This is a genomic window from Kitasatospora sp. CB02891 (assembly GCF_002803145.1).
GTDB classification, from domain to species: Bacteria; Actinomycetota; Actinomycetes; order Streptomycetales; family Streptomycetaceae; genus Kitasatospora; species Kitasatospora griseola.
On the sequence record NZ_NNBO01000005.1, the window covers coordinates 489,879 to 511,112 of the forward strand.

A 21,234-nucleotide genomic window follows, 5' to 3' on the forward strand; every position below is an offset into this window, starting at 1 on the left:
GTTGGAGTTCGCCGGTGTTCGGCGTCCGGTCTGCGCTGTGGCCTACAGCGCGGCCGGCCGAGGCTCGGTGGGGACGACGATGACGGTGGTGGTGTCGGCACGCAACGCCGCCGTGAACTCCCGCTCCAGCTCCTCGGTGGTCCGCACGTCGACGGCGCGGCAGCCGAAGCCGCGGGCGAGGGAGGCGATGTCCAGGTCCGGCAGGTCGAGCCCGGGGACGCCCGGGGTGTCCTCCAGCCGGGCGAAGGACTTGAGGATCGCGTACTCGTGGTTGCGCATGACCACGTAGACGATCGGGAGGCGGTGCCGGGCCGCGGTGTAGAGGGCCTGCACGGAGTACTGGAAGGAGCCGTCGCCGATCAGGCCGACCACCGGGCGCTGCACCCCGCCTTCCCGGTCGGCCAGCGCCACCCCCACCGCCGCCGGGACGGCCCAGCCGATGCCCCCGCTGGCCGTGGCGAAGAACGAGCCGGGGCGGGTGGTGGGCAGCCATTCCAGCTGTTCGGCCATGGTCGAGGTCGACTCGTTGACGATGACGGCGTCCGGTGGGCGGACCCGGCTCAGCGCGGCGTAGACCGCCGGCGGGGGGAGCGGGAGGGTCGGCGCGGCGGGCACCACCCGGGGCCGCGGCATCGGGTCCGGGGCGGTGCGGGCCGAGCCGTCCTCGACCAGGTCCAGCAGCCCTTCGATCGCGAGCCGGGGATCGCCGAGCAGGCTGTCGCCGACCCGTGCCGCGGCGGCGGCCCGCGGGTCGCCGGTGATCTGCAGCAGGGCGGTGCCCGCAGGCAGGTAGTCGCCCGGCACGTAGGGGTAGTAGCGGAACACCTCTGCGCCGATCACCACGGCCAGGTCGTGTCCGGACAGCCGGTCGCCGACGGCCTTCACCGACAGGCCGAGCGGGCCGGCGTAGAGCGGGTGGTCCTCGGGGAAGGCGGCGCGCTCCGCCAGCGGGGCGCCGTAGACGGCGGCGCGCAGCTTCTCAGCGAGGGCCACGGCCGGGTCCCAGCCGTCGCTGCGGTCGACCTCGGGCCCGAAGACCAGCGCGGGACGTCGGGCGGCGGAGACGCGTTCGGCGAAGGCCCGCAGCCGCTCCGGGTCGGGGGCCATCCGGTGGCTCACCGTCCGCACCCGGGTGAAGGCGGGCAGCGGCCGCTGCCAGTCGTCCATCGGGACCGACAGGTAGACCGGCCCGGCGGGCGGCTGGAGCGCCAGCGCCCAGGCGCGCATGAAGGCCTCGGGGACGTCCTCGGCGCGGGCCGGCTCGTACGACCACTTCACCCAGGGCCGCGGCAGCACGGTGGCCTCGCGGTTGGCGAGGTACGGCTCGCCGATCAGCAGCTCCCGGTGCTGCTGGCCGGCGGTGACGATCAGCGGCGTGTGCGCGTGGTAGGCCGCCACCAGGTTGCCCATCGCGTTGCCGGTGCCGGCCGAGGAGTGCAGGTTGACCAGCGCGGGGCGGCCGGTGACCTGGGCGAAGGCGTCGGCCATGGTGATGGCGGAGGCTTCCTGGAGGGCCAGGACGTAGCGGAAGTCCGCGGGGAAGTCCCGGAGGAAGGGCTCCTCGGTGGAGCCCGGGTTCCCGAACACTGTGGTGAGCCCGAGGGTGCGCAGCAGGTCGTAGGTCACGGTGCGGACAGTGGATCGCTCGGCCATGGGTGCCATCGCTTTCGCCCGGGGATTCGGGGCGTCAGGGCTTGCAGGGTCGGGTCTCGGTCCAGTCGACCAGCAGTCGGCGTTCGGCGAAGAGCCAGTCGCCGTCCTGCTTGACGAACCGGTCGAGGTAGCGAATGGACGCGATCATGATCGTGCGCTCGTCGTCCGCACCGGATGAGACGTGGTGCGCCAGGCAGTAGGTCTCGCCCTCGGCCCGGTCGCCGTCGAGGGTGATGGTGCTCTGGCCGTTGAAGTGGGTGGTGGCCCGGTACTGGTTGAGGTCGGCGAAGACCGGCGCGAGGGCGGTGCGCCCGTGCAGCTCCTGGGTCGGTTCGGCGGCAGTGGCGTCCATGTGGACCAGGAAGCGGCTGTCCTCGGTGAACAGGGCCATCTGGCCTGCGGCGTCGCGGCGGTCCGCGCAGTGCGCGTAGGCGTCCACGAGTCGGCGGATGGCCAGCCGGTCGGCGGCCTCCTCAGGTGGGACGGCATCGGGGGAGGACACATCAGCTCCGATCCTTCGCGCTGCCTGACCCCAGCAGGACAGCAGCGGCTCGGGGTGCCCGCAACCGGACGAACTCGACGCCGACGGTGAATTGCGAATCTCCCCGCCTGCGGCAGGTCACACGCTCCGAGCGGCCGGGTGCGGTGTGCTGCCGCGGGCGGCGCGGTCGGGCTCCGCGAGCATGGCTCGGAAGGCCGCGGCCACGGCGTCGGGGCGCTCCTGCATGGCGACGTGGCCGACGTCGGGCAGGGTGAGGAGCCGGGCGTCGCGGAACGCCGCGTAGGCCCGGGTGGCGGTGCGAAAGGCGACGAGGCGGTCGTCGCGGCCGTAGACGAGCAGGGTCGGGGCGGTGACCAGGCGGGCCTGCCGCCAGGCCGAATCCTCCGCCGGACGCGGGAGGTGGGCCCGGACGAGGGCACGCACGCCTTCGACCAACATCCCTGATGCGTAGGGAAGTTCGGCGCGACGCAGGCGTTCGTACAGTTCCGTCGCCCGCTGGGCGGCACCGACTCGGGACGGGTCGGCGTAGATCAGGCCGTAGAGGTCGTCGAGCTGCCGTGCGGAGCTCCGGGCGGACTGCTGTCGGGCGTACAGGCGGGGTGCGCCCGGCAGGGCGAGCAGGGCGACCCGCAGGGCCCGGAGCGGCGGGAGCGCGGGCAGGACCGGCGAGATGAGGGTCAACGTGGCGACCAGTTCCGGGCGGTGGGCGGCGAGGTGGAGGGCGGCCAGAGCGCCGAGGGAGTTGCCGACCAAGTGGACGCGGCGGTGCCCGGTGCGGTCGAGGTGGCGGGCGACGGCCATGGCCTGGCGTCGGACGGTGACGAGGCCGTCGGGCGGGGGAGCGGAGCGGCCGAAGCCCGGGAGGTCGAGTGCCAGGCAGTGCACCGACGGCCGGAGGCGGTCGACCAGTGCGGCCCAGTTGTGGGTCCAGCCGCCCAGCCCGTGCAGGAAGACGGCGGTGTCGGCGATCGGGCGGGTGCTGGGCGCGTAGTCGGCGGCGAGCGGCTGGTGCATGACGGTCCGTTCCGTGGTGTCAGGTGAGCCTGGCGCGGGCGGACTCCGCGACCGCGAGCCGGTAGTGGTCGACCAGCAGGTCGCCGACCGCCGCCCAGCTGCGGGCAGCCACCGCGGTCCGGCCGGCCCGGCCGAACGCGCGGCGCAGCTCCGCGTCCCGGGCGAGCCGTTCCACCGCCTCCCGGAAGCCGGCGCCCGCGCCGGGCGGGACCAGGAAGCCGGTGCGTCCGGGGCGGACGAGGTCCAGCGGCCCGCCGGCCGCCGGGGCGACCACGGGCAGTCCGCTGGCCATGGCCTCCTGGAGGGTCTGGCCGAAGGTCTCGAACGGCCCGGGGTGGGCGAACACGTCGAACGAGGCGTACAGCCGGGCGAGTTCGTGCCCGGTGCGGCGGCCCAGGAACAGCGCGTCGGGCATGGTGGCGACCAGCCGCGCGCGGCAGGGGCCGTCACCGACGATCACCAGCCGTACGCCCGGGAGCCGGGACGCCTCGGCCAGCCGGTCGACCTGCTTCTCCTGCGCCAGCCGTCCGACGTAACCCACCAGGACTTCGCCGGGGCGGCCGAGCCGTCGGCGCAGGGCCTCGTCCCGGTGGGCGGGGTGGAACCGAACGCAGTCGACGCCGCGCGGCCACAGGTGGACCCGGGGGATGCCGTGGGCCGCCAGGGCGTCGAACGAGGAGCGGGACGGCACGAGGGTCCGTACGGCCGCCCCGTGGATCCGCCGCAGCCGCCGCCAGGCCAGCCGGGCCCCGGCCGCCCCGGCGAAGGGCAGGTAGGTCCGGGCGTAGGCGGCGAGGTCGGTCTGGTACACCGCGACGACGGGGACGCCCGCCCGCCCGGCCGCCGCAGCCCCGGCCGCCCCGAGCACGAACGGGCCAGCCAGGTGGACCACGTGCGGGCGGTGCCGCCCGATGGCCTCGGCCACCTGGGGCCCCGGCAGGGCGATCCGCACCTCCGGGTAGCCGGGCAGCGGGACGGACGGGACCCGAACCACCTCGCAGCCGTACTCGGCGGAGCGCTGCCCGCCGTCGCCTCGCCACGCCGCCGGGGCCACCACGAGCGGGGCGTGTCCACGGGCCAGCAGGTGTTCGGCGGTCCGCAGCACGCTGTGGGCCACCCCGTTGAGCTGCGGGGCGAAGGACTCGGTGACGATCACCACCCGCAGCCGCTCGCCGTCGGGAGCCGGGCCGTCCGCGGCGGGCGCCGCCGGCCCGGGCAGGACGCCGTTCATCGGACGGCCTCCGCTGCGCCTGCAACGTCTGAGCCGGCCGGGACGGAGCGGCCGACCGCGTGCAGGTCCCGCCGGATCTCCCGGAAACAGGCGACCAACCCGGCCTCCGCGTACGGCACGCCGATCTCCGCGCAGTAGGCGCGCACCAGGCGCGAGGCCGGACGCAGCGCGGCCGCCGGCATGGCGGGAAAGAGGTGGTGCTCGATTTGGTACCCGAGGCCGCCGAAGAGGGCGTGGACGAACCGGCCCGCCCGCAGGTTGCGGGAGGGCAGCACCTGCTGCCGGAGGAAGCCGGTGCGTTCGGCGTCCGGGCCGGTCATCGGCATCCCCTTGTGGTTGGGGGCGAAGACGCAGCCCAGGTAGACGCCCAGCAGCGCCCCGAACAGCACGGTGAAGGCGAGCGACTGGAGCGGCGTGAGGACGACGACCGCGAGGGCCGCGGCGAGGGCGTGGTGCAGGAGGGCGAGGGTGCGCTCCAGGACCGGGCGGCGGACGGTGCCGCGGACGAGGGTCACGCCGGTGGCGACCAGCAGCCCGAGTGCCTGGAGGGACAGCAGCGGGAAGAACAGTTCTGCCTGATACCGCGCCACGAACCGCCGCAACCCCCTGGTCCGCAGGGCCTGTTCGGCGGTGCGGACGAAGAGCAGGGAGTCGGCGGCCGGGTCGTGGCCGACCCGGTTCGGGTGGGCGTGGTGCCGATTGTGGTAGTCCACCCACCAGCCGTAGCTCATGCCGACCACCAGGTTGCCCAGCACGATGCCGGCCAGGTCGGTCGTCCGGCGGTCGGCGAACACCGCGCGGTGCGCGACGTCGTGGCCGAGCAGCGCCAACTGGCCGAACAGCAGGGCGAAAAGCGGCGCCAGGCCGAGCTGCCACCAGCTCTCGCCGAGCGCCACGAAGCAGACCAGCAGCCCTGCCAGCGCCGCGACCAGCACCGCACCGCGGCACGCGTAGTACAGCGGGCGCCGGCGCAGCAGGCCGGCCCGGGCGACCCGCCGGTACAACTCGGCGAACTCACCGCGCCGGGCGGTTCCGTCACCTATGAGGTCCTGAACGGTCATGCCACCACTCCGGTTTCGGCGCGCCCTGGCCGCCCGGGCCGCAGACCGTCGCCCGGGCGTGGAGGATCCGATTCTTCCGCGCGCGAATCGTCACCGTTCCGCACTGCGGGTGACAGCGACCCGATCGGGTGAGCCGCTGCTGCCGGTCCCCGATCCGGTGTTCGGTGGTCGATGGCCAGCACGCCGTCGCCGGATCCCGCCGGGAGGCGTGGGCTCCGCCGCGGGCAATGGCCCCGATTCCGTGCGGGTGTTCGGCCCGGCGACGGCAGGCCGAATCCACCGACCCGGCAGCTGAGAGGAGAAGGCGGCCGGGCGCGCCGACGATCCGGAGACCGGGCGGAGGCCGCCGGACTCGGTGACGGACATCGGCCGGCCCGCTCGGGGGTGCTCACCCGACCCACCCGACGGCGGGCGAAGCGCTGCCTCACGCCCCCAACTTCTGTGCTCTGGTGCATTCTCGGGCGCTTGTCGGCATGGCGCACCAGCAACGGGACGCATGCGATTTACATGCTCGGGGTATTCGAGTCATCACAGTACGTATGCGGCCGGTGAGATGTGGTGGCCGATCCGCGCGATGCCCGAGGCCCGTGCCTGGGTCCACCCCCCGGAGATCCCTGCCACGGCTTCACGGCCCGGCCGGTCGGGAGACGCTGCGTGCGCGTCGGCCGCTACTCGGCTGCCCCGCCGAACGGAGGAACACGATGAGGGTGCCCATTGACCGGAGCCGTCCCAAGGAATCGAACGGCGCGCGAACCCGGTCGCGCGCCGGGCTGGCTCGCCTCCTGGCGAGTGTCGTGGCAGGGGTGTTGGTCGCGGTCGGGCTGACGGTCCTGGGGGCCGGGCCGGCGGCCGCGGTGCCCCCGGTGCCGGCCAACCTGGAGGACGTCCAGGCCGTCACCTACAACCTCCAGGGTGCGGGCAGCGGTGACGACGTCAACAAGTGGACCAAGGACCTGCCCCAACTCCTCAACGCGGGCTACACCATGATCGCACTTCAAGAAGCCGGCCCCGGGCAGGTGGTGCCGGGGCAGTTCCTCGGTGCCATCGGGACCGCCGGCCCCCAGCCGGTGCAGGTCTTCCAGTGGGACGGGGGTACCCAGGGCGGCGGCCCCTACTACATCTACTACTTGCGGACCGACTTCGGTGGAAACCGGGTCAACCTCGCCATCGTCACGCCCTGGTACACCAACCAGATCCTGTACGCCCCGAACCCCGGCGCACGCCCCGCCTTCGGGATCCAGCTCGGCAACGCGTCGTACTGGACCGCACACGCGGACTCCCTCGGCGGGCAGCAGAACAACGCGGAGGCCACCCTCAACGCCATCCAGGCGGTGGCGCCCAACAACAACTGGCTGGCGATGGGTGACTGGAACCGGGACCCCGACGTGCGGCCGATCGCGGCGCCGGCCGGAGCCGTGGAGTACCGCAGCGCCCAGTACACCGTGGGCTTCTACACCGACAACCTCGCCGAGGCCGACTACTTCTTCACCGGCCGGCCGCTGGCCGCGGGCGCGCTCTACGAAGGCGTGCGACTGAATGCCCTGAGCAGCGACCACACCCCCGTCGGACTGCTGCCCCTCGCGCTGCGCGGCGCCGCCGAGGCGATCGAACTGCGCAGTGTCGCCGGCGACGACCACCCGCTGACCGTCCCGGACGGCACCACCACAGACCAGACCGACCTGATCACCTATCCGCCCTCCAGCCGCACCGGCGGCCCGGCCGCCGTCCCCGCCGCGGGCCCCGAGCAGACCTGGCGCCTGGTCTCCCAGGCCTGCCGGCCTTCGTGCTGGTCAACGAGAAGACCGGCAAGTGCGTCGACGTCCGCAACGGCACCGCCAACCAGCAGGACCTGGTCGACCAGGCCACCTGCTCGGGCCGGACGACCCAGAACTGGTACTTCCAGCCCAACCCCGACGACTCCGCCACCGGTGTGCTCGTGAACGGCTACCACACCAACAGCTGCCTCAACGTCATCGGCGCCCACGGCAACGTGGCCGGCGCCTCCATCTACCCCTGCAACGGCACGCGCACCCAGCAGTGGGAGATCGGCAGCCGCCAGTCGTCCGCCATCGCCAGCGTGAGCAACGGCAGCCGCCTGCTCGACGTCGAGGGCGCCTCCCAGGACGACTACGCCCACGTGGTCACCTACGCCGGCAACGGCGGCGCCAACCAGTACTGGCACCTCGACTCCAGCGGCCCCGGCACCTTCACCATCGTCAACGAGGAGTCGGGCAAGTGCCTGGACGTCCACAACGGCACCCACGCCCTCCCGGGCGACTGGGCCGACCAGTACGACTGCGCGGGCCAGCTCACCCAGAACTGGGAGTTCACGACCGGCCCCAACGGCAGCGTGCACCTGGTCAACACCTACTACGGCTGGGACCTCGACGTCCTGCGCAACCTGACCGGCGACGACCGCTGGGTCGGCGTCTACCCGGACACCGGCGGGACCAACCAGCTCTGGACCTTCCTGAGCTAGAGCACGCATTCGCCGCGATCACGTGGTGATCTCGGCCCTCGGTCGTCGGTACGAACGCCGGCGGACGGCACCTGCGCCCGCCGGCGACCGGGACCGTGCCGGTCTGCCCGCCACTCGGGCCGCCGAGCAGGGCGGCCTTCAGCTGGAGCTCGCGGCTGCGTCGGACACGTCACGAAGATGGCGTCCGGACTGTCAACGGGGTGCGCCGGGGTCGTTGGGGTGGGGTTCCAGCGGGGTGACGACGGCGGTCATCCACGGCCACAGCGGCAGGGTGCCGATCACCTCGGCGCGCAGTTCGGCCTCGTCGGCAGCGCGCCAGACACCGATGCTGCGCTTCTCGCCGACCGGTCGCCACAGTCTGAACAGCCTTCCCTCGGCCGCGAGTTCGCGGGCGCGGACAGCCTCGGCGGCGCGCCTGCGGTCGACTTCTTCGGCGGGGACGTCCGCGGGGACGGTGGTGGTGATCTCGACCAGGAAGTCCTGCATGGCGCTGCTCCTTCGCTGCGGCGGTTCGCCGGCCGGTCGTGCAGGCGGTTCCGCTGTCTCCATGCTCGCCGAGGGATGCCGCAGGCGCCACGACCGGTGTCCTCCGGGCCGGGAGACGCAGCCTTCCACGGGCCGTCGCATGTCGGCCGTGGAGTTGTGTCCGCTACGGTGCTTTGTCGTGGTCGCCGAGGAGTTGAACTTCGGTCGGGCCGCGTCCCGGTTGTTGATCGCGGGACCGTCGCTGTTCCGGCAGATCAACGTGCTGCGCGGGAAGCGACGGCGCCAGGTGCGGACCGTGTCCGGCGCGATACCGAGCCGCCGGGAGACGTCCATGATGGAGTGGCCTCCTGCGCACTCCAGAACGATCCGCGACCTCAACGTGAGCGTCTGCGCAGTCGAGTGGCGACGGACCCAGGACCGCAGAACCTCCCGCGGGGCATCGATGACCGACAAGGGCGGGATCCTCTGACCATGACGTCCGACGCGGCCGCGGAGCTGTCGCGGCGGGCGGTCCTCAGTACCTGTGCGCTGGGAGCGGAACGTGTGAGGTCAGCAAACACGTCGGATCGCCGGGGTTGGGCGGCACCGAAGCGGCTGGTCCCATGTCTGTCACCTGCGCGTAGGACTCGTCCCAAGCTGCTGACGGTCCGTCAGGAAAGTCAGCAAAAGGTCAGCATTCATCCTCCCGCAGCATGCAAAACCGCCCGCAGATGGGAATCGGTGAGGTACCCCGCTACTGCTGTCGGGAGTCTGGCCGGCGACCCTCGTCGATGCCTGACCCAGGGCCGAAGGCGGTCGCGGGCTGCCTCGCCAGAGCTGATCACCGCGACCGCGTACGGGGAATATATGCAGGTCAGTCGCGGTTTCCGCGCGCCTTGAGGGCCACGTTCGGGAGCTCCGGGGCGGGCAGTCGGTCGCCCGGGTAGCCCTGGACCTCGCCGAACCGGACCGCCTTCTCCCAGTCGTTTCGTGCTTGCACGATTTCTTCGCCGGACCGGCCGATGAAGTTCCACCACATATCACGTGGCTGGCGCTTCGTCCCAGCTCAGGGGCATGGCCGACCATCCGGGGTCAGCAAAAGGTCAGCAAACGACCCGGGGGTCAGCAGCAGTGGCATCGATCCAGCTCATCCGTGGCATGGGCAGCTTCTTCAAGACGTGCGGGGACGCCGAGAGCCGGTGGCCGCGGTGCCCGCACGAGTACACGATCCGGTACCGCAACGCGGCCGGGCGTCAGGTCGAGGAGTCCGGCTTCAGCACCTCGGAGAAGGCGAAGACCCGGCTCGCCGAGATCTACCAGGAGCGCAAGTACAACCCGCACAACCAGCGCAGGGCCGAGCGACTCCAGAAGTACGGCCCGATGCAGTTCCACGAGTACGCGGCGGAGTGGCGGAAGTCCCAGCGCGCGCTCGGCCCCGCGTCGCTGCGGCACCTCGACTCGCTGCTGGAGAACCACCTGCTGCCCGCCTTCGCCAGCCGCCGCATGGGCACCTTCGACTACAAGGTCGTCGATGGCTTCATCATCACCATGGAGCGCAACGGAGTTGGCCTGGCCACCCAGTCCAACGTCTTCGACAAGCTGCGGGCGATCCTGCTGGACGCCCACCGCCTCGGGCTGTACGACGAGAGCCCCGTCGAGGGCATCGTCCCGCCGCAGTACGACCCCAAGCGCGCCGTGATCCCGTCACCGCAGCAACTGGCCGGCCTCCGGCTCGCCGGTGACGCCGTGTTCCGGGTCGTCGCCGACCTGATGAGCGGCTGCGGGCTGCGCAACGGCGAGGCGCTGGCGGTCAACGTCAACAACATCGTCGCCAACGACGTCTACCGAATCACTGAACAGGTCAACCAGACCACTGGCGCCTACGCGCCGCTGAAGCACCGCAAGCCGGGGGAGTACCGCGACGTTCCGCTCCCGGCCCGGACCAAGCACACCATCGAGTGGTACGCCGACACCTACGGCACCGTCGACGGCTACCTGCTGCGCCACCCGCGCGACTTGTCGAAGCCGATGCCGACCTACCACCTGCAGAACCAGTGGCAGCGGCTCACACCTGACGGAACGTTCGAGATACCGGAGGGCATGGTGCTGTACGGCTTCCGGCACTTCTTCGCCTCGAACTGCCTCACCCACAACATCCCGATCACCGACGTCGCGGAGTGGATGGGCCACCGCAGCATCGACGTGACCTTCAAGATCTACCGACACCTCATGCCCGGCTCGATCAGCCGCGCCGCCGAGGTGCTGAACCTGGATCTCGCCGCCTGAGGTGCACCCCGGCTTCGGCCCGCCACGACAGCCGGCGGGCCGAAGCCAGGATCACGCCGAAACGCGCTGCTGCTTGATCCAGGACTGGACCTCGGACACCTTGAACTGCATCTTCGCGTTTCGCCCCCTTCCGAATCGGTAGGCAACCAACCCGAGCTTCGGCGCTTCCCGGTACAACCAGGACAAGGAGACGTTCAAGTACTCGGCCGTCTCCTTGGCATCCATGAACTGCGCGGCCATCGTTCCTCCCGATGTCCTGAGTGGTTCCAGTGGAACCGGAACGGGATCGTCTCCTGTCATTGTGGTTTTGGTCAGGCCGAGAATCGTCGATAGAGGTAGTGGTCGGCCGTGACCGATCAGACTGTGACAGCTGACGGTCACACAGCTCATCGACATCCACTCATACCTGGCGGCACGTCGCGTACCCCGCCGCTCCATGTGCGGCAGCGCCGATGACAATGGGCTTTGTTCACGAGAACGGGTTTGGCTCAACTTCCGTGAGGAGGCGCCGAACTCACCGCGGCAGACCCAGGTGTGGGTCGCTGGCCTGCTGACTGTCCGATGTCGACAGGCCTGGCTTTGGGACTGTCACGGAAGTTGAGCCAGAACCCGTTCTCGTGAACAAAGCCACGCGCATCAAAGTCCTTCCATGGAGTAGGGGTTGAAGGGTGGTGGGCGGCGGCTGGGCGGCGCCGTACCCTCCTCGGGGCTTGGGGCCCGGCTCGTAGGGTCGGGTGTCTCGCTCCGGCCGCCGACCAGGAGGTCAGCCGGTCGGCGTCTCGGATGGGCGTGGCCAGGCGGAGGCGTCGAACTCCTGGCCGTGGCGCAGGCAGTGGTGCAGCGATGACAGCAGCCGGGCGAACAGGCGGCGCGGTGCCGCTGTGTGCCGGTCGCCCGCTGTGTGCCGGCGGTCGTAGTGGGCGCGGCACTCCGGGGATTTGGTCAGCGTGGAGAACGCCCAGTGGTGCCCGTAGGCCGTGACGCGCTTGTTCGCGGCGATCCGGCGGTGCAGCACCTTGCGGGAGCTGTCGCTCGCCCAGGTGAAGGGGCGGGCGCCGGCGTAGGCGGCCATGCCCTTCGCGGTGGCGAACCGGTCTGGGCCGTCGCCGAGTTCGGCGAGCAGCCGGGACCCGGTGAGCAGGCCGACGGCGGGGAACGACCGGTAGATCGGGAACTGGGGGTGCTGGGTGAACAGTTCGCCGGCGGCTTGGGCGAATTCGTCGGCGCTGGCGCACGCCTCTGACAGGAGCCGCAGGGTGGCGCGGACTTCGCGGCCGAATGCGTCTTCGACCATGGGCGGGTTGCGGAGGGCGCTGACGCGGAACAGCGCGTGCAGCCGTTCGGTCTCGGCGTCCAGCAGGCGGGTCCGGCCGGAGCGTTCGAGGGCGGCGCGGATCTGTCGGCGCGTCAGGCGGGCGGCGCTGCTGCTGTTTGGTGCGAGCGCGATGATCTCCCGGGCCTCGGGCCGGAACAGGCGGCCGTCGAGGTGTGCCCAGGCCGCGACCGCTGCGGGGTGGGCGGCCTGGAGCTGGGATCGGAGCTGGAGGTAGTGGTGCTGCCGGGGTTCGGACGGCGCGCAACTGTGCGCGGGTCAAGGCGCCGACGGCCTCGGCGAGTTCGCTGTTGCGGTGGAGTGGCCGGTGGAGATGGCTGTCGGTGCGGAGGATGTTGGCCAGCAGCGCGGTGTCGCCCGAGTCCGACTTCTTCAGGTTGCCCGGGTTGATGCGGCCCCGGTAGCGGGCCACGGTCGCCGGGTGCACGGGCACCACGGTCTGCCCGTGCGCGCGCTGCGCGGCGACGAGAAGGCCGCAGCTGGCCTCGATGGCGACGGGCACCGACTTCCGGGAGAAGCTGTGGCCGGTGCGGAGTGCGGACAGCACCGCCAGTGCTTCGCGGATGCCGGCGGGGGTGGCTTCGAAGCGGTGGGCGGCGAGGACCTTTCCGGTCCGGTCGACCACGGCCAGGTCGTTGAGTTTCTCCGACCAGTCGATGCCTGCGGTGAAAGCCCCCATGTCGCCCCCCTTGGCTTGTCGAAGGCGGGCCGCCGCACTCCCCCCGGCCCGCTGGTCACGGCACAGCTCGGGACGTGAACGGGGGAGGCGGCGGCCCGCCTTCGTGGCACATGCGCTGGCCACGTCCTGGACCATAGGGCCAGGCGGGCAAAAGTAGCAAACATGTTCGAAAGGGACTTTTCGTTTTCTTGGCCTGCCGACAGTTCGAATACCCTGCTACCTTCCCGATCATGAAGATCGCGGGGCGGCAGCGGATAGCCGTGGAGGCCGGCGGCGCGCTGGTAGTGCTGGGTGGCATCGTCGGCGGGATCGTGGCGTTCTCCGGCGGCCCGAAGCCGCCAGCCGCGCCGGCCGAGGGCAGCCCGGAGTGGGTGCAGGCGCTCGACGCGAAGACGAAGAGGTCGGCGGACCTTGGCCGTGTCCACCGCGACATGATCCGAGGCCGCGGTCAGGAGCCCACTGACGAGCTGTGCACGGTGGAGTGGGGCAAGCTCGCCGGCAGTCGGCAGCAGGAGTTGGACGAGTACGCGTTCGCCGGCGGCTGCCTGATGAGTCCCTGACTCGGCCGTGCGCCGGGCTGCTCGGATGCTGAAGCGGGGCAGCTACGGCGCCACCAGGATCATCGGGGTGTACGAGTCCTTCCACTTCTCGATTTTCACGTTGTGCCCGAAGCCGGCCAGGGCGCTGACGATGGCGGCGGTGAAAGCGTGGGCCGCGTGCTGGATCACCGCCAACTCCTCCTCGTTGTAGGACCGCTTCTGCTCGGGCCTGTCCCAGCACATGATCAGGTGCTTCTCGTGACGTGCAGGCCGAGTCAGGCCGGATGTGTGTCGAGGCCATCGCCCTCGTCGGCGTACGCGGGAATGCCGATCTTGGCGAGGTCGGAATACACGCGCGCCGCGACATCGGCCAGGGGGTGGCCGGCGAGAGAGCGAAGTGCGGGAGGCAAGGTCGTTATGGCCAGACCGTAGCCACCCGGCGTCCGCCCTGGCCGGTGACCGCAATCGATCACCTCATGGGTGAACTGTCCTCGTCCCGGTGTTCTTCGCTGTCTTGGCGGACGGGCGTCCGGTGGTTCGGCGCGGCCCGGGGCGGCCCACTGTCAGCCGTCTAGAACACGGTTGATGCTGGCGAATGCCGCAACGGCTCGCCGTGACTTCGATCGGGTGATAGCTCGCGCTAGCGATAGCAGGATCGACCAACCGGGTGTATGAATGACGACTGTTTGGCTGCTTCTTTGAGACTCAAAGGAAACGACAGATTCGCGTGGGCGATTTTGCGATTATCATTCCCTACTTCAATCCGGCCGGCTACCGGTCCCACCAGGACAAGTTCAGCCGGTGCTTCTCCGCGCTGGAAGCCGCGGGGATCGCCCAGGATGTATACCTGGCGGTCGCCGGTCCGCAGAAACCGGAGGGTGGCGCCAAGGTGACCTTCTGGGACCCGGAGTTTTCCTTCATGTGGCATAAGGAACGGCTGATCAACTTGGCGACCGCCACCCTGCCGGATCGGTACAGCCACGTTGTATGGCTCGACAGTGACGTGATCGTCGACGCGCGATGGGCATACTCTGTGCGGGAGGCGTTCACAAGGTCGAAGATCATTCAATCGTTCCGAACGGCGCGCAAGATCGGGAGCGACGGGCATATCAAGCAGGCCCGTCTCGGCGTGCTCGTCGCCGATGGGGCGAAAAGCGGGTCGGTGGGCCTGGCCTGGGGGGCGTGCAGGTCGCTTTTCACGGACGGTCCGGGGTTGTTCGACCTAGGGCTGGTGGGCAGCGGTGACAGCGTGTTTGCACATGGAATGATTGGCAACGACATCTGCACGGCTCCGTGGCTGAGCAATCTGAGGGAGAGGCTGGCCCAGAGTTGGTCTCCGGCGCTGCAGTCGGCCATGCATGACTGGCTGGTGGAGGCGTCCCGGTGGAAGGGCGGGAGCGTGGCGGTCGCGGCCGACTCCGATATTCACGTCGTGGAGCACGGGGTGACGGAGAACCGGAAGTACTCGCAGCGGCACAGTCTCCTCGGCAGTCTTGACCCGCAGAAGCATCTGATCATTGAGCAGGGCAGGGTCTTCCGGTGGACGCCGGCCGGCCTGGCCTCAGTCGAAGGCGGCATCCGGTCCTACTTCTACGGTCGGCGCGAGGACGAGCCGTCCGGTCGATGGGAAAGCGCGCTGCCCGTAGCCGCGGGGGCAGCGCCCTGAGCGCCGGAGCGGACGTCCCGGATTCGGAGCGCCTGCTGTTCGGCGGCCCGCTGCTGCGCGAGCGGGCATCGGAGAAGACCGCGCAGTGGCCGGGGCAGGTCGCTGTGGGATGCAGCAGCGGCAGCACAGTGGCAGAGGCGAGGACCCATGGCCAGTCGGCCATGCTTGTGCAGCGCCGCCTGGAAGGAATCCTATGATCGTGCCGGTCGTATTCGCTGTCCCGCTGATCTCCAAGCAGATCGCTCTCGACTGGGCTGCCGTTCAGCGAAACCTCCGACGGACCATCAGGACTGTACTCGGAACAGACGACCAGAATGCGATGGTCGTGGTTGCGCACGCTGAGAAACCGGAGGGCGACTTCTGGGACAGCGACCGGGTGGTCTCCCTGCCGGTCGACCTGCCGTGCCCGACCACTTTCGACGGGGCCCGGCTTGATAAGAAGCTGAAGCGGACGCTGATCGGCGTCTGGCTGAAGCGGAACTCTCCAGCCACTGGGGCCGTGATCGTGGTCCTCGACGCGGACGACCTGGTGTCACCCAGGCTGGTTCCATTCATTCGCGAAAATTCATCCGGCTGTGGCCTTCGAATCGACCGTGGCTGGAGACTCGACATGATCACCCGGCGTGCCCGGGAGCATCAGGTGAGGTTCTCCGCTTACTGCGGATCATCGTTTGCTGGATTCTTTGCAAAAGACGAGCTCCCAGACAGCCTCGACGATATGAACGCGCCCTACCGGCTGGTGGTTGTAGGACATCACAGGGAGTTCGGCGAACGCTACCGAGAGGCCACCGCCCGGCCTGTCATCGACGTGGATTTCCCCGCAATGGTCTACCCGATCAACCAGAGCGAGTCGCTGAACCAGCGAGCAACATCGACCGCGGTGCGTCGGATGAATCTGGATCGTGCCATCTCCGCGGAGGAGACACGGTTGATGCTCGAGCGGGACTTCGCGGTGATGGATCTGTGGCCGGAGGCCGGCCGACCCGACCGCTGGGACAAAGCTGAAGTCCGGCCCGCGCTTTGCCGTAAGCTGCCAGCCGAAGGCGCGCCCAGGCCGACCTCGTCACCCCCGAGACGGTAGACGGGCCCTGAACGGGCGGATCTCCAATCTGCTGGCGAGCGCACGTCGGTTTTCGGCAGCGCCGCTGCCTGCACCTTCTCCGTGCTGGCCCGCTTCGTCAGCCTCGCTGCGGAGGAGCCCGATCCCCATGCCTTGTAGATCCCGTGCCGCGGTCCGAGATCGCCACCGACGGCCTGATCACCGGCGGGCTGTCCGGCCGCCACAGTCTCGCTGACATCGGCACCGGCTACTCCGAGCTGGACATGTGCCTGCGCACCGCCCACGGCTGGCAGGGCCGCTACGTGTCGGTGGACCGCGGGACCGGCCCCGTCGACCTGGAGATGTGGTCGCCGCCGATCTTCGCCGACCCGCTGCGCCTGATCGTGGATGGCGTCGTCACCATGGACCGCACCGGCAACCTCGGCGGCCTCGAACGCCAACTCGCCGCCCTCAACGACACCGTAGGCCCCGACGACACCGCGGCCGACGCGGACACCGGCCACCAGATCGAGGCCGTGCCGATCCGGCCCCCACGGCGGCCCCGGTGACCCACCGGCCCTCCGCACGCCGCCAGAGCACCAGTGCCGCGGCGGCCACGACCGCCGGCGGCCTCACCGCGGCCTGGCAGCACCGCGCCGCCGCACAAACCGCCGTCCTCATCGCCATCGCCGCCCGCCGACGCGCCCAAGCCACCCATGCCCGGGCCCAGTTCACCAGTGCGCTCCAGGGCTTCCAACGGGCCGTCGAAACGGCCGTCCACGACTTCGCCCACCAAGCGGTGCCCGCCATGTACGAGCAAGGAGCCGCCACCGCGGCCGCCACCCTCGGTGCCGCCTTCACCTGGACCAGCAGCCACGAGCACGCCCTGCAAGCTTTCACCGCCGACACCGACACGGACATGCTCCGCCACTCCCAGCAGACCGTCCGCCGCGCCGGCCAGTTCTACCGGGCCGCCCGTGCCGCCGCACGCCAGCAGATCCCCACCGCGTTGACCCGCCGCACCGCACTCCAGGCCGCCACGGCCCTCGCCGACCAACTCGCCGCCACGCACCCCCTCGACCGAGTCGTCTACCGCAACGGGGCACGGATGCCCGTCCGCGCATGGGCCGAAGCCGCCGCCCTCGCCCGAACCGCCGTCGCCTACAACGCCGGCACCCTCACCGTCGCCCGTGAACACGACATCCAGCACGTCGAGGTCTTCGACGGCTCCGACTGCAGATGGACCAGCCACCCCGACCCCGACAAGGCCACCCGCACCCTGCGCACCGTCGAAGACGCCGCCCAATGGCCCATCGCCCACCCGCGGTGTACCAGGGCGTTCGGCCTGCGCCCGGACGCTCAGTGCGTGGAATCGGGAGCATGGCCTGCTGGGTGATCACGCAGTGGAGTTGACGGCGCTCGGGCACTCGCGTTCGACCGGGTGAATGAGGGGCGCATCCGGGCGATCACCACTCTCGGCGGATGGGCGGCGGGGAACGTCTGTTCTACAACCGGACTGCGAGGAGGTCGCAAATGATCGGAATCCGGCGTTTTCGAAACATCGCACTGACGACCAGTGCGCTTCTTGCCGCACTGCTCCCCGTCTCGCTCCCGTCCGCCCGTGCGGACGGGGGCGGCACACCGGTGACCCGCTCCGTGGGCCAGGAGCCGGGCCACCCGATCATCCTCTATCCCGGCAGGGAGGGGACGGCGGCGGCGTACTGCCCGCAGGGGACGAAGCCCAGCGGGGGAGGCGCGGCGGTCGAGTCCGACCCGCTGGCCCCCGTCTACTTCCAGGAGTCGGCTCCCGACCCGGAGCGGAACAGGTGGGTGGTGCACGCCTACAACGCCAGCGGCGACGTGCAGACGGTGCATCCCCGGGTGATCTGCACGACGGACAGCAGCATCAACGTCAATGTCGGGCCGGACAGTTCCATCGACCCCGGGGACTTCAACTCGGCCAACGGGGCGGGCTGCAGCAACACCCAGTTCGTAGTGGGTGGCGGAGTGCAGGCCGGCCCCAAGACGTTCGTCATGTGGTCGGACTGGTCCACCGTCAGGTCATGGACGGCGGGGGCGAAGTACACGGACTTCTCCCCGGACGCCCCGCTGTCGTACGTCCGGGCGTTCGCGATCTGCTCCGACACGCAGCCCACCCTCAGGGTGAGCACCGTCAGCGTGGCGGCCGGAGGCGTGGGGACGGCCCATGCGGAGTGCCCCGCCGGGCAGGTGCCGACGGGCGGGGGTGCAGACATCGGCCTCGACGCCCTGTTGAACGGGTCGGGCCCGACCGCGACGGGCTGGACGGCCCAGGGCACGAACCACTCGGACGGGCCCCGCAACCTGGAGGCCTCGGTGTTCTGCACGACACCCTGACCGGCAGGTACAACCGGCCGGCGCGAGGAGGCCTCTGGCGACCGGGAACCAGCCTCAGTACCGGCGAAACTGCGGACGCCGCGACGATCTCCGGCACGGGCGTCCTGATGCCCATGTGGTGCACTCGCAGTGCGCGTTGCCGACTCGGACGTCGATCTCAGGAGCGGTGCGGACGGTTGTGGGGTGGTGTCGGTGACGCGGTGTTCGGCGACGAGGGACCAGATGTCGCCCTGCTCGTAGAAGTCCTGTCCGGCGGCGCGCACCAGGCAGGTGGCCAGCCGCACCGCGATCACGTGTCGGTAGTCGGGTCCGCCGGCGGTGCGGGCAAGGTGCGTGAGGACGTGCCGGCTGTCGCTGTGGAAGAGCCGGTGGGCGACGCGCAGGTGTCGGTCACGGCCGTCACCGTACCGAAGGTGGTGTACGTGCGGGCGGGAAGAGTGGGCGAGGCCGGATTCGAACCGGCACAGCCGAAGCGGGGGCTTTACAGGTCCTCGGGCTCTCCAGTGCCCAGCTCGCCCTTGGCGGAGGAAGTGGGGGTCGAACCCACACGGGCGCTTGCGCACCCCAACGGTTTTCGAGACCGAGGCCGGCGCCACCTGTCGGCTGGCTCCTCCATGAACTGCGGTTGTTGCGCGGAGAGTGCGCGGATCGAACGCGCGCGGGCTTTCACCCGACGACGGCTTAGCAAGCCGCTGCCTTGCCACTCGGCCAACTCTCCGGGTGCTGCGCTGCCGGACGAGGATTCGAACCCCGAACTTCCTGATCCAGAGTCAGGCGTGCTGCCAGTTGCACCATCCGGCACTGCGGGTGGGCGGCAAGAAGAAAGGCCGCCCGGACGGGGACTTCCCCGTGGGCGGCCGGGCGCTGTCGGGCCCGTCTACCGAGAGGAGGGAAGTCCCTGGCTCTGGGAGCTTGAGGAACGCTGATACGACTGGCTGATACTCATCTCGCGTTCCTCTCCGCTGGCGCTGCCGGGCTGATGCCCATACTCTGCGGCAGGGCCGGGGCCGTGGGCAACGGGTTTTCCCCGGCGGGCAGCCGCGCCCGCCGCGGTTCTGGCGCAACCCCGGCGGATGCCAGCAGAGTTGGCCCGAATCTCTCTGCTATACGCGACCGGTCGCGGGCAGCATGGGAGGCCGTCACAAGATCTCGCAACCGACGATCGCAGGGGGAGCCGATGTCACTACAGGCGAACGGGACCGCTCCCTGGCGACGGGCGCCGACGTGGCGCAGGCACTGACCGCCCTCGGACACCGGATCCGCGTGATCGACACCGTCGATCCCGAGTTCGCGCACAAGGTGCGGGCGGTCGACGTGGCCTTCCTGGCGCTGGCGGGCCGACACGCGGAGGACGGCAGGCTCCAGGGCTTCCTGGAGACGACCGGCATCCCCTACACCGGCTCCGGCATCCGGGCCAGTGCCCTCGCCATGCACAAACCCACCGCCAAGATCGTGGCCGGCGCCGCGGGCCTGCCCGTCCTGGCCGACGTCCTCGTGCCGGACGAACACGCCGCCGCCCGGGCGGCCGATCACGTCCTCGCACGGCTGGACGCCCCCGTCATCGTCAAAGCACGCGACGAGGGCAGCTCGATCGGCATGGCCGTGGCCCGCGACCGAAGACAGCTCGAACGGGCACTCGGAGACCTTCGCGCCGCCGGCCACCGCCTGTTCGTCGAACCGTTCGTCGAGGGCAGGACGGTGACGGTCGGCGTCCTGGAGGCCGACGGCGACCCGGTGCCGCTGCCCGCCACGGAGATCCTCACCGCCGGCGACTTCTACGACCGCACCGCGAAGAACCGCTCCGACCTGCACGCCTTCAGGTGCCCGGCCGACCTGCCGGCCGACACCGCGCGCACAATCGGAGAAGTCGCCCGCAGGGCCCACACCGCACTCGGCTGCTCAAGCCACTCACGGAGCGACTTCGTGGTCACCCCGGACGGAAGCTTCCAGTGGCTCGAACTCAACACCCTGCCCGCGCTGCGCCGTACGGCCACCCTCCCGCTGATGGCCGCGGCCGTGGACATCGGCTACGAGGAACTGGTCGAGCGGATTCTGCGAGGCGCTGCCGCGCGACGTGACTGACGGGGCGAGGCGACAGGTTCTGCGGTCGGCGAGCGGCCGTGCGCCGCGTGCCGACGGCGGGGAGGTTCGTCGCTGACGGTAACTTGGTCGTCACTTCCCGGCATTGGCGCCGTATGACGAGGGTGGTACGACAGTGACCGACGCGATCGAGACGCCCCGAGCAGTCGCCCGGCCGGCGGCTCCGAGTGCGCTGCTGCTGTTGGCGCACGGCAGCCGCGTCCCCGAGGCAAAGGAGTACACCCGTGCGCTCGCCCGCGCGGTCGGGTCCTCCTGGCCCGGCCGGGTCGAGGTCGCGTACCTCCGGCACACCCGCCCCAGGGCCCGTCAAGCGCTGAGCATGCTCGCCGAAGCCGGGCACGAGCAGGTGGCCGTGGTACCGCTGCTGCTGCTGAGCTCGGCCTTCCACTCCCGGGTGGACCTGCCCAAGGCGCTGTCCAACCCGCTGGGCCGGGCGCCGCTCGTGACGCCGGTGATGGGCGGTACGACCGGCGAGCCCGACAAACGGCTGGTCGCGGCGCTGCGCCGCCGCCTCGCCGAGCTGGACGTCGAGTTCGACGCGGTGGTGCTGGTGGCCACGGGCAGCACCGACGTCGGTGCGTATGCCGAGGTGACCGCCATGGCGTCCGCGCTGGGTACGGACCTCGGCCTGCCGTGCCGGGCCGCTTTCGCGGCGACCACCACGCCGACCCCCGGCGAGGCGGCGGATGAGCTGCGCCGTGCCGGGGCTCGCCGGATCGCGGTCGCGTCCTACTGCCTCGCATCCGGCGTGCTGTACCGCGAGACCGTCGAGGCCTCGACCGCGGCCGGTGTGGTCGGTGTCTCCCAGCCG

19 protein-coding genes, 4 tRNA genes and 3 pseudogenes are annotated in these 21,234 nt (G+C 70.7%); 11 read left to right on the forward strand and 15 right to left on the reverse strand.

The window, feature by feature from the left end:
* Positions 1-42: 42 nt before the first annotated feature.
* The 5 genes from mdlC to CG736_RS15005 form a co-directional block, all read right to left on the reverse strand.
* Complete coding sequence (mdlC, locus tag CG736_RS14985; protein ID WP_100586694.1) at positions 43-1,653, reverse strand: benzoylformate decarboxylase; 1,611 nt, start codon at positions 1,651-1,653, stop codon at positions 43-45.
* Between the two features lie 34 nt (positions 1,654-1,687).
* On the reverse strand, positions 1,688-2,155 hold the full coding sequence (locus CG736_RS14990; protein WP_100586695.1) for a nuclear transport factor 2 family protein: 468 nt from the start codon (positions 2,153-2,155) through the stop codon (positions 1,688-1,690).
* A 117-nt stretch (positions 2,156-2,272) separates the two neighbouring features.
* Positions 2,273-3,169 (reverse strand): alpha/beta fold hydrolase, encoded by an 897-nt coding sequence (locus CG736_RS14995; RefSeq protein ID WP_100586696.1) that lies wholly within the window; start codon positions 3,167-3,169, stop codon positions 2,273-2,275.
* A 19-nt stretch (positions 3,170-3,188) separates the two neighbouring features.
* Entirely contained in the window at positions 3,189-4,334 is a 1,146-nt protein-coding gene (locus tag CG736_RS15000) for a glycosyltransferase family 1 protein (protein ID WP_100586751.1), read from the reverse strand.
* A 62-nt stretch (positions 4,335-4,396) separates the two neighbouring features.
* A complete protein-coding gene (locus CG736_RS15005; protein WP_100586697.1) occupies positions 4,397-5,461 on the reverse strand; it encodes an acyl-CoA desaturase in 1,065 nt (354 codons plus the stop codon).
* 1,783 nt (positions 5,462-7,244) lie between these two features.
* On the opposite strand from CG736_RS15005, the gene CG736_RS36220 reads away from it, so the two are divergent.
* Positions 7,245-7,940, forward strand: coding sequence for an RICIN domain-containing protein (locus tag CG736_RS36220; RefSeq protein ID WP_157815591.1), 696 nt, complete (start codon positions 7,245-7,247; stop codon positions 7,938-7,940).
* A 192-nt stretch (positions 7,941-8,132) separates the two neighbouring features.
* On the opposite strand, the gene CG736_RS15015 is transcribed toward CG736_RS36220, so the two are convergent.
* Complete coding sequence (locus CG736_RS15015; protein ID WP_100586752.1) at positions 8,133-8,426, reverse strand: muconolactone Delta-isomerase family protein; 294 nt, start codon at positions 8,424-8,426, stop codon at positions 8,133-8,135.
* 139 nt (positions 8,427-8,565) lie between these two features.
* Here CG736_RS15015 and CG736_RS15020 point away from each other — a divergent pair.
* Positions 8,566-8,691: pseudogene (locus tag CG736_RS15020) on the forward strand (LysR family transcriptional regulator); the annotation flags it as partial.
* A gap of 588 nt (positions 8,692-9,279) precedes the next feature.
* Here CG736_RS15020 and CG736_RS15030 read toward each other — a convergent pair.
* A pseudogene (locus tag CG736_RS15030) lies at positions 9,280-9,444 on the reverse strand (pirin family protein); the annotation flags it as partial.
* 119 nt (positions 9,445-9,563) lie between these two features.
* Here CG736_RS15030 and CG736_RS15035 point away from each other — a divergent pair.
* Complete coding sequence (locus CG736_RS15035; protein WP_100586699.1) at positions 9,564-10,691, forward strand: site-specific integrase; 1,128 nt, start codon at positions 9,564-9,566, stop codon at positions 10,689-10,691.
* A gap of 51 nt (positions 10,692-10,742) precedes the next feature.
* Here the strand turns inward: CG736_RS15035 and CG736_RS15040 are convergent, their stop codons facing one another.
* The 3 genes and pseudogenes from CG736_RS15040 to CG736_RS38940 all read right to left on the reverse strand — a co-directional run.
* Complete coding sequence (locus CG736_RS15040; protein WP_100586700.1) at positions 10,743-10,931, reverse strand: AlpA family transcriptional regulator; 189 nt, start codon at positions 10,929-10,931, stop codon at positions 10,743-10,745.
* Positions 10,932-11,454: 523 nt separating this feature from the next.
* Positions 11,455-11,985, reverse strand: coding sequence for a transposase (locus tag CG736_RS15045; RefSeq protein WP_100586701.1), 531 nt, complete (start codon positions 11,983-11,985; stop codon positions 11,455-11,457).
* Positions 11,986-12,268: 283 nt separating this feature from the next.
* A pseudogene (locus tag CG736_RS38940) lies at positions 12,269-12,838 on the reverse strand (transposase); the annotation flags it as partial.
* Between the two features lie 95 nt (positions 12,839-12,933).
* Between CG736_RS38940 and CG736_RS15055 the strand changes: the two are divergent.
* Positions 12,934-13,263 carry a hypothetical protein gene (locus tag CG736_RS15055; protein WP_157815592.1) on the forward strand — a complete coding sequence of 110 codons (330 nt, stop codon included), beginning with the start codon at positions 12,934-12,936 and terminating at the stop codon, positions 13,261-13,263.
* Positions 13,264-13,305: 42 nt separating this feature from the next.
* On the opposite strand, the gene CG736_RS15060 is transcribed toward CG736_RS15055, so the two are convergent.
* Positions 13,306-13,485: a hypothetical protein gene (locus CG736_RS15060; RefSeq protein ID WP_100586703.1), complete on the reverse strand. Its 180-nt coding sequence runs from the start codon at positions 13,483-13,485 to the stop codon at positions 13,306-13,308.
* Between the two features lie 484 nt (positions 13,486-13,969).
* On the opposite strand from CG736_RS15060, the gene CG736_RS15065 reads away from it, so the two are divergent.
* The 5 genes from CG736_RS15065 to CG736_RS37745 all read left to right on the forward strand — a co-directional run bounded on the left by CG736_RS15065 (position 13,970) and on the right by CG736_RS37745 (position 18,323).
* Positions 13,970-14,908, forward strand: a complete 939-nt coding sequence (locus CG736_RS15065) for a hypothetical protein (RefSeq protein ID WP_100586704.1) — start codon at positions 13,970-13,972, stop codon at positions 14,906-14,908.
* 193 nt (positions 14,909-15,101) lie between these two features.
* The gene (locus tag CG736_RS15070; protein ID WP_100586705.1) at positions 15,102-15,989 is read left to right on the forward strand and encodes a hypothetical protein; all 888 of its coding nucleotides are present in this window, start codon (positions 15,102-15,104) and stop codon (positions 15,987-15,989) included.
* A gap of 143 nt (positions 15,990-16,132) precedes the next feature.
* Positions 16,133-16,516, forward strand: coding sequence for a hypothetical protein (locus CG736_RS15075; protein ID WP_100586706.1), 384 nt, complete (start codon positions 16,133-16,135; stop codon positions 16,514-16,516).
* On the forward strand, positions 16,513-17,343 hold the full coding sequence (locus tag CG736_RS15080; protein ID WP_100586707.1) for a hypothetical protein: 831 nt from the start codon (positions 16,513-16,515) through the stop codon (positions 17,341-17,343). The genes CG736_RS15075 and CG736_RS15080 overlap by 4 nt, the downstream gene beginning before the upstream one ends.
* A gap of 248 nt (positions 17,344-17,591) precedes the next feature.
* The gene (locus CG736_RS37745) at positions 17,592-18,323 is read left to right on the forward strand and encodes a hypothetical protein (RefSeq protein WP_232733999.1); all 732 of its coding nucleotides are present in this window, start codon (positions 17,592-17,594) and stop codon (positions 18,321-18,323) included.
* Between the two features lie 438 nt (positions 18,324-18,761).
* Here CG736_RS37745 and CG736_RS36230 read toward each other — a convergent pair.
* The 4 genes from CG736_RS36230 to CG736_RS15095 form a co-directional block, all read right to left on the reverse strand.
* Positions 18,762-18,841 (reverse strand) — tRNA-Tyr (locus CG736_RS36230).
* Between the two features lies 1 nt (position 18,842).
* Positions 18,843-18,937: transfer RNA gene (locus CG736_RS36235), tRNA-Ser, on the reverse strand.
* A gap of 19 nt (positions 18,938-18,956) precedes the next feature.
* Positions 18,957-19,041: transfer RNA gene (locus CG736_RS15090), tRNA-Ser, on the reverse strand.
* 10 nt (positions 19,042-19,051) lie between these two features.
* Positions 19,052-19,124: transfer RNA gene (locus CG736_RS15095), tRNA-Gln, on the reverse strand.
* Between the two features lie 423 nt (positions 19,125-19,547).
* On the opposite strand from CG736_RS15095, the gene CG736_RS15100 reads away from it, so the two are divergent.
* Positions 19,548-20,405: a hypothetical protein gene (locus tag CG736_RS15100; RefSeq protein ID WP_198520505.1), complete on the forward strand. Its 858-nt coding sequence runs from the start codon at positions 19,548-19,550 to the stop codon at positions 20,403-20,405.
* Between the two features lie 133 nt (positions 20,406-20,538).
* Positions 20,539-21,234 (forward strand): sirohydrochlorin chelatase (locus tag CG736_RS15105; RefSeq protein ID WP_100586710.1); only part of this gene is annotated, 696 nt, incomplete at its 3' end.

What these genes read in the sequence shown, in the direction of transcription:
- mdlC (WP_100586694.1), bottom strand. Translation starts at nt 1,653, where the DNA reads ATGGCCGAGCGATCCACTGTCCGCACCGTGACCTACGACCTGCTGCGC.
- CG736_RS14995 (WP_100586696.1), bottom strand. Translation starts at nt 3,169, where the DNA reads ATGCACCAGCCGCTCGCCGCCGACTACGCGCCCAGCACCCGCCCGATC.
- CG736_RS15005 (WP_100586697.1), bottom strand. Translation starts at nt 5,461, where the DNA reads ATGACCGTTCAGGACCTCATAGGTGACGGAACCGCCCGGCGCGGTGAG.
- CG736_RS15015 (WP_100586752.1), bottom strand. Translation starts at nt 8,426, where the DNA reads ATGCAGGACTTCCTGGTCGAGATCACCACCACCGTCCCCGCGGACGTC.
- CG736_RS15035 (WP_100586699.1), top strand. Translation starts at nt 9,564, where the DNA reads ATGGGCAGCTTCTTCAAGACGTGCGGGGACGCCGAGAGCCGGTGGCCG.
- CG736_RS15040 (WP_100586700.1), bottom strand. Translation starts at nt 10,931, where the DNA reads ATGGCCGCGCAGTTCATGGATGCCAAGGAGACGGCCGAGTACTTGAAC.
- CG736_RS15045 (WP_100586701.1), bottom strand. Translation starts at nt 11,985, where the DNA reads ATGGTCGAAGACGCATTCGGCCGCGAAGTCCGCGCCACCCTGCGGCTC.
- CG736_RS15055 (WP_157815592.1), top strand. Translation starts at nt 12,934, where the DNA reads ATGAAGATCGCGGGGCGGCAGCGGATAGCCGTGGAGGCCGGCGGCGCG.
- CG736_RS15060 (WP_100586703.1), bottom strand. Translation starts at nt 13,485, where the DNA reads ATGTGCTGGGACAGGCCCGAGCAGAAGCGGTCCTACAACGAGGAGGAG.
- CG736_RS15070 (WP_100586705.1), top strand. Translation starts at nt 15,102, where the DNA reads ATGATCGTGCCGGTCGTATTCGCTGTCCCGCTGATCTCCAAGCAGATC.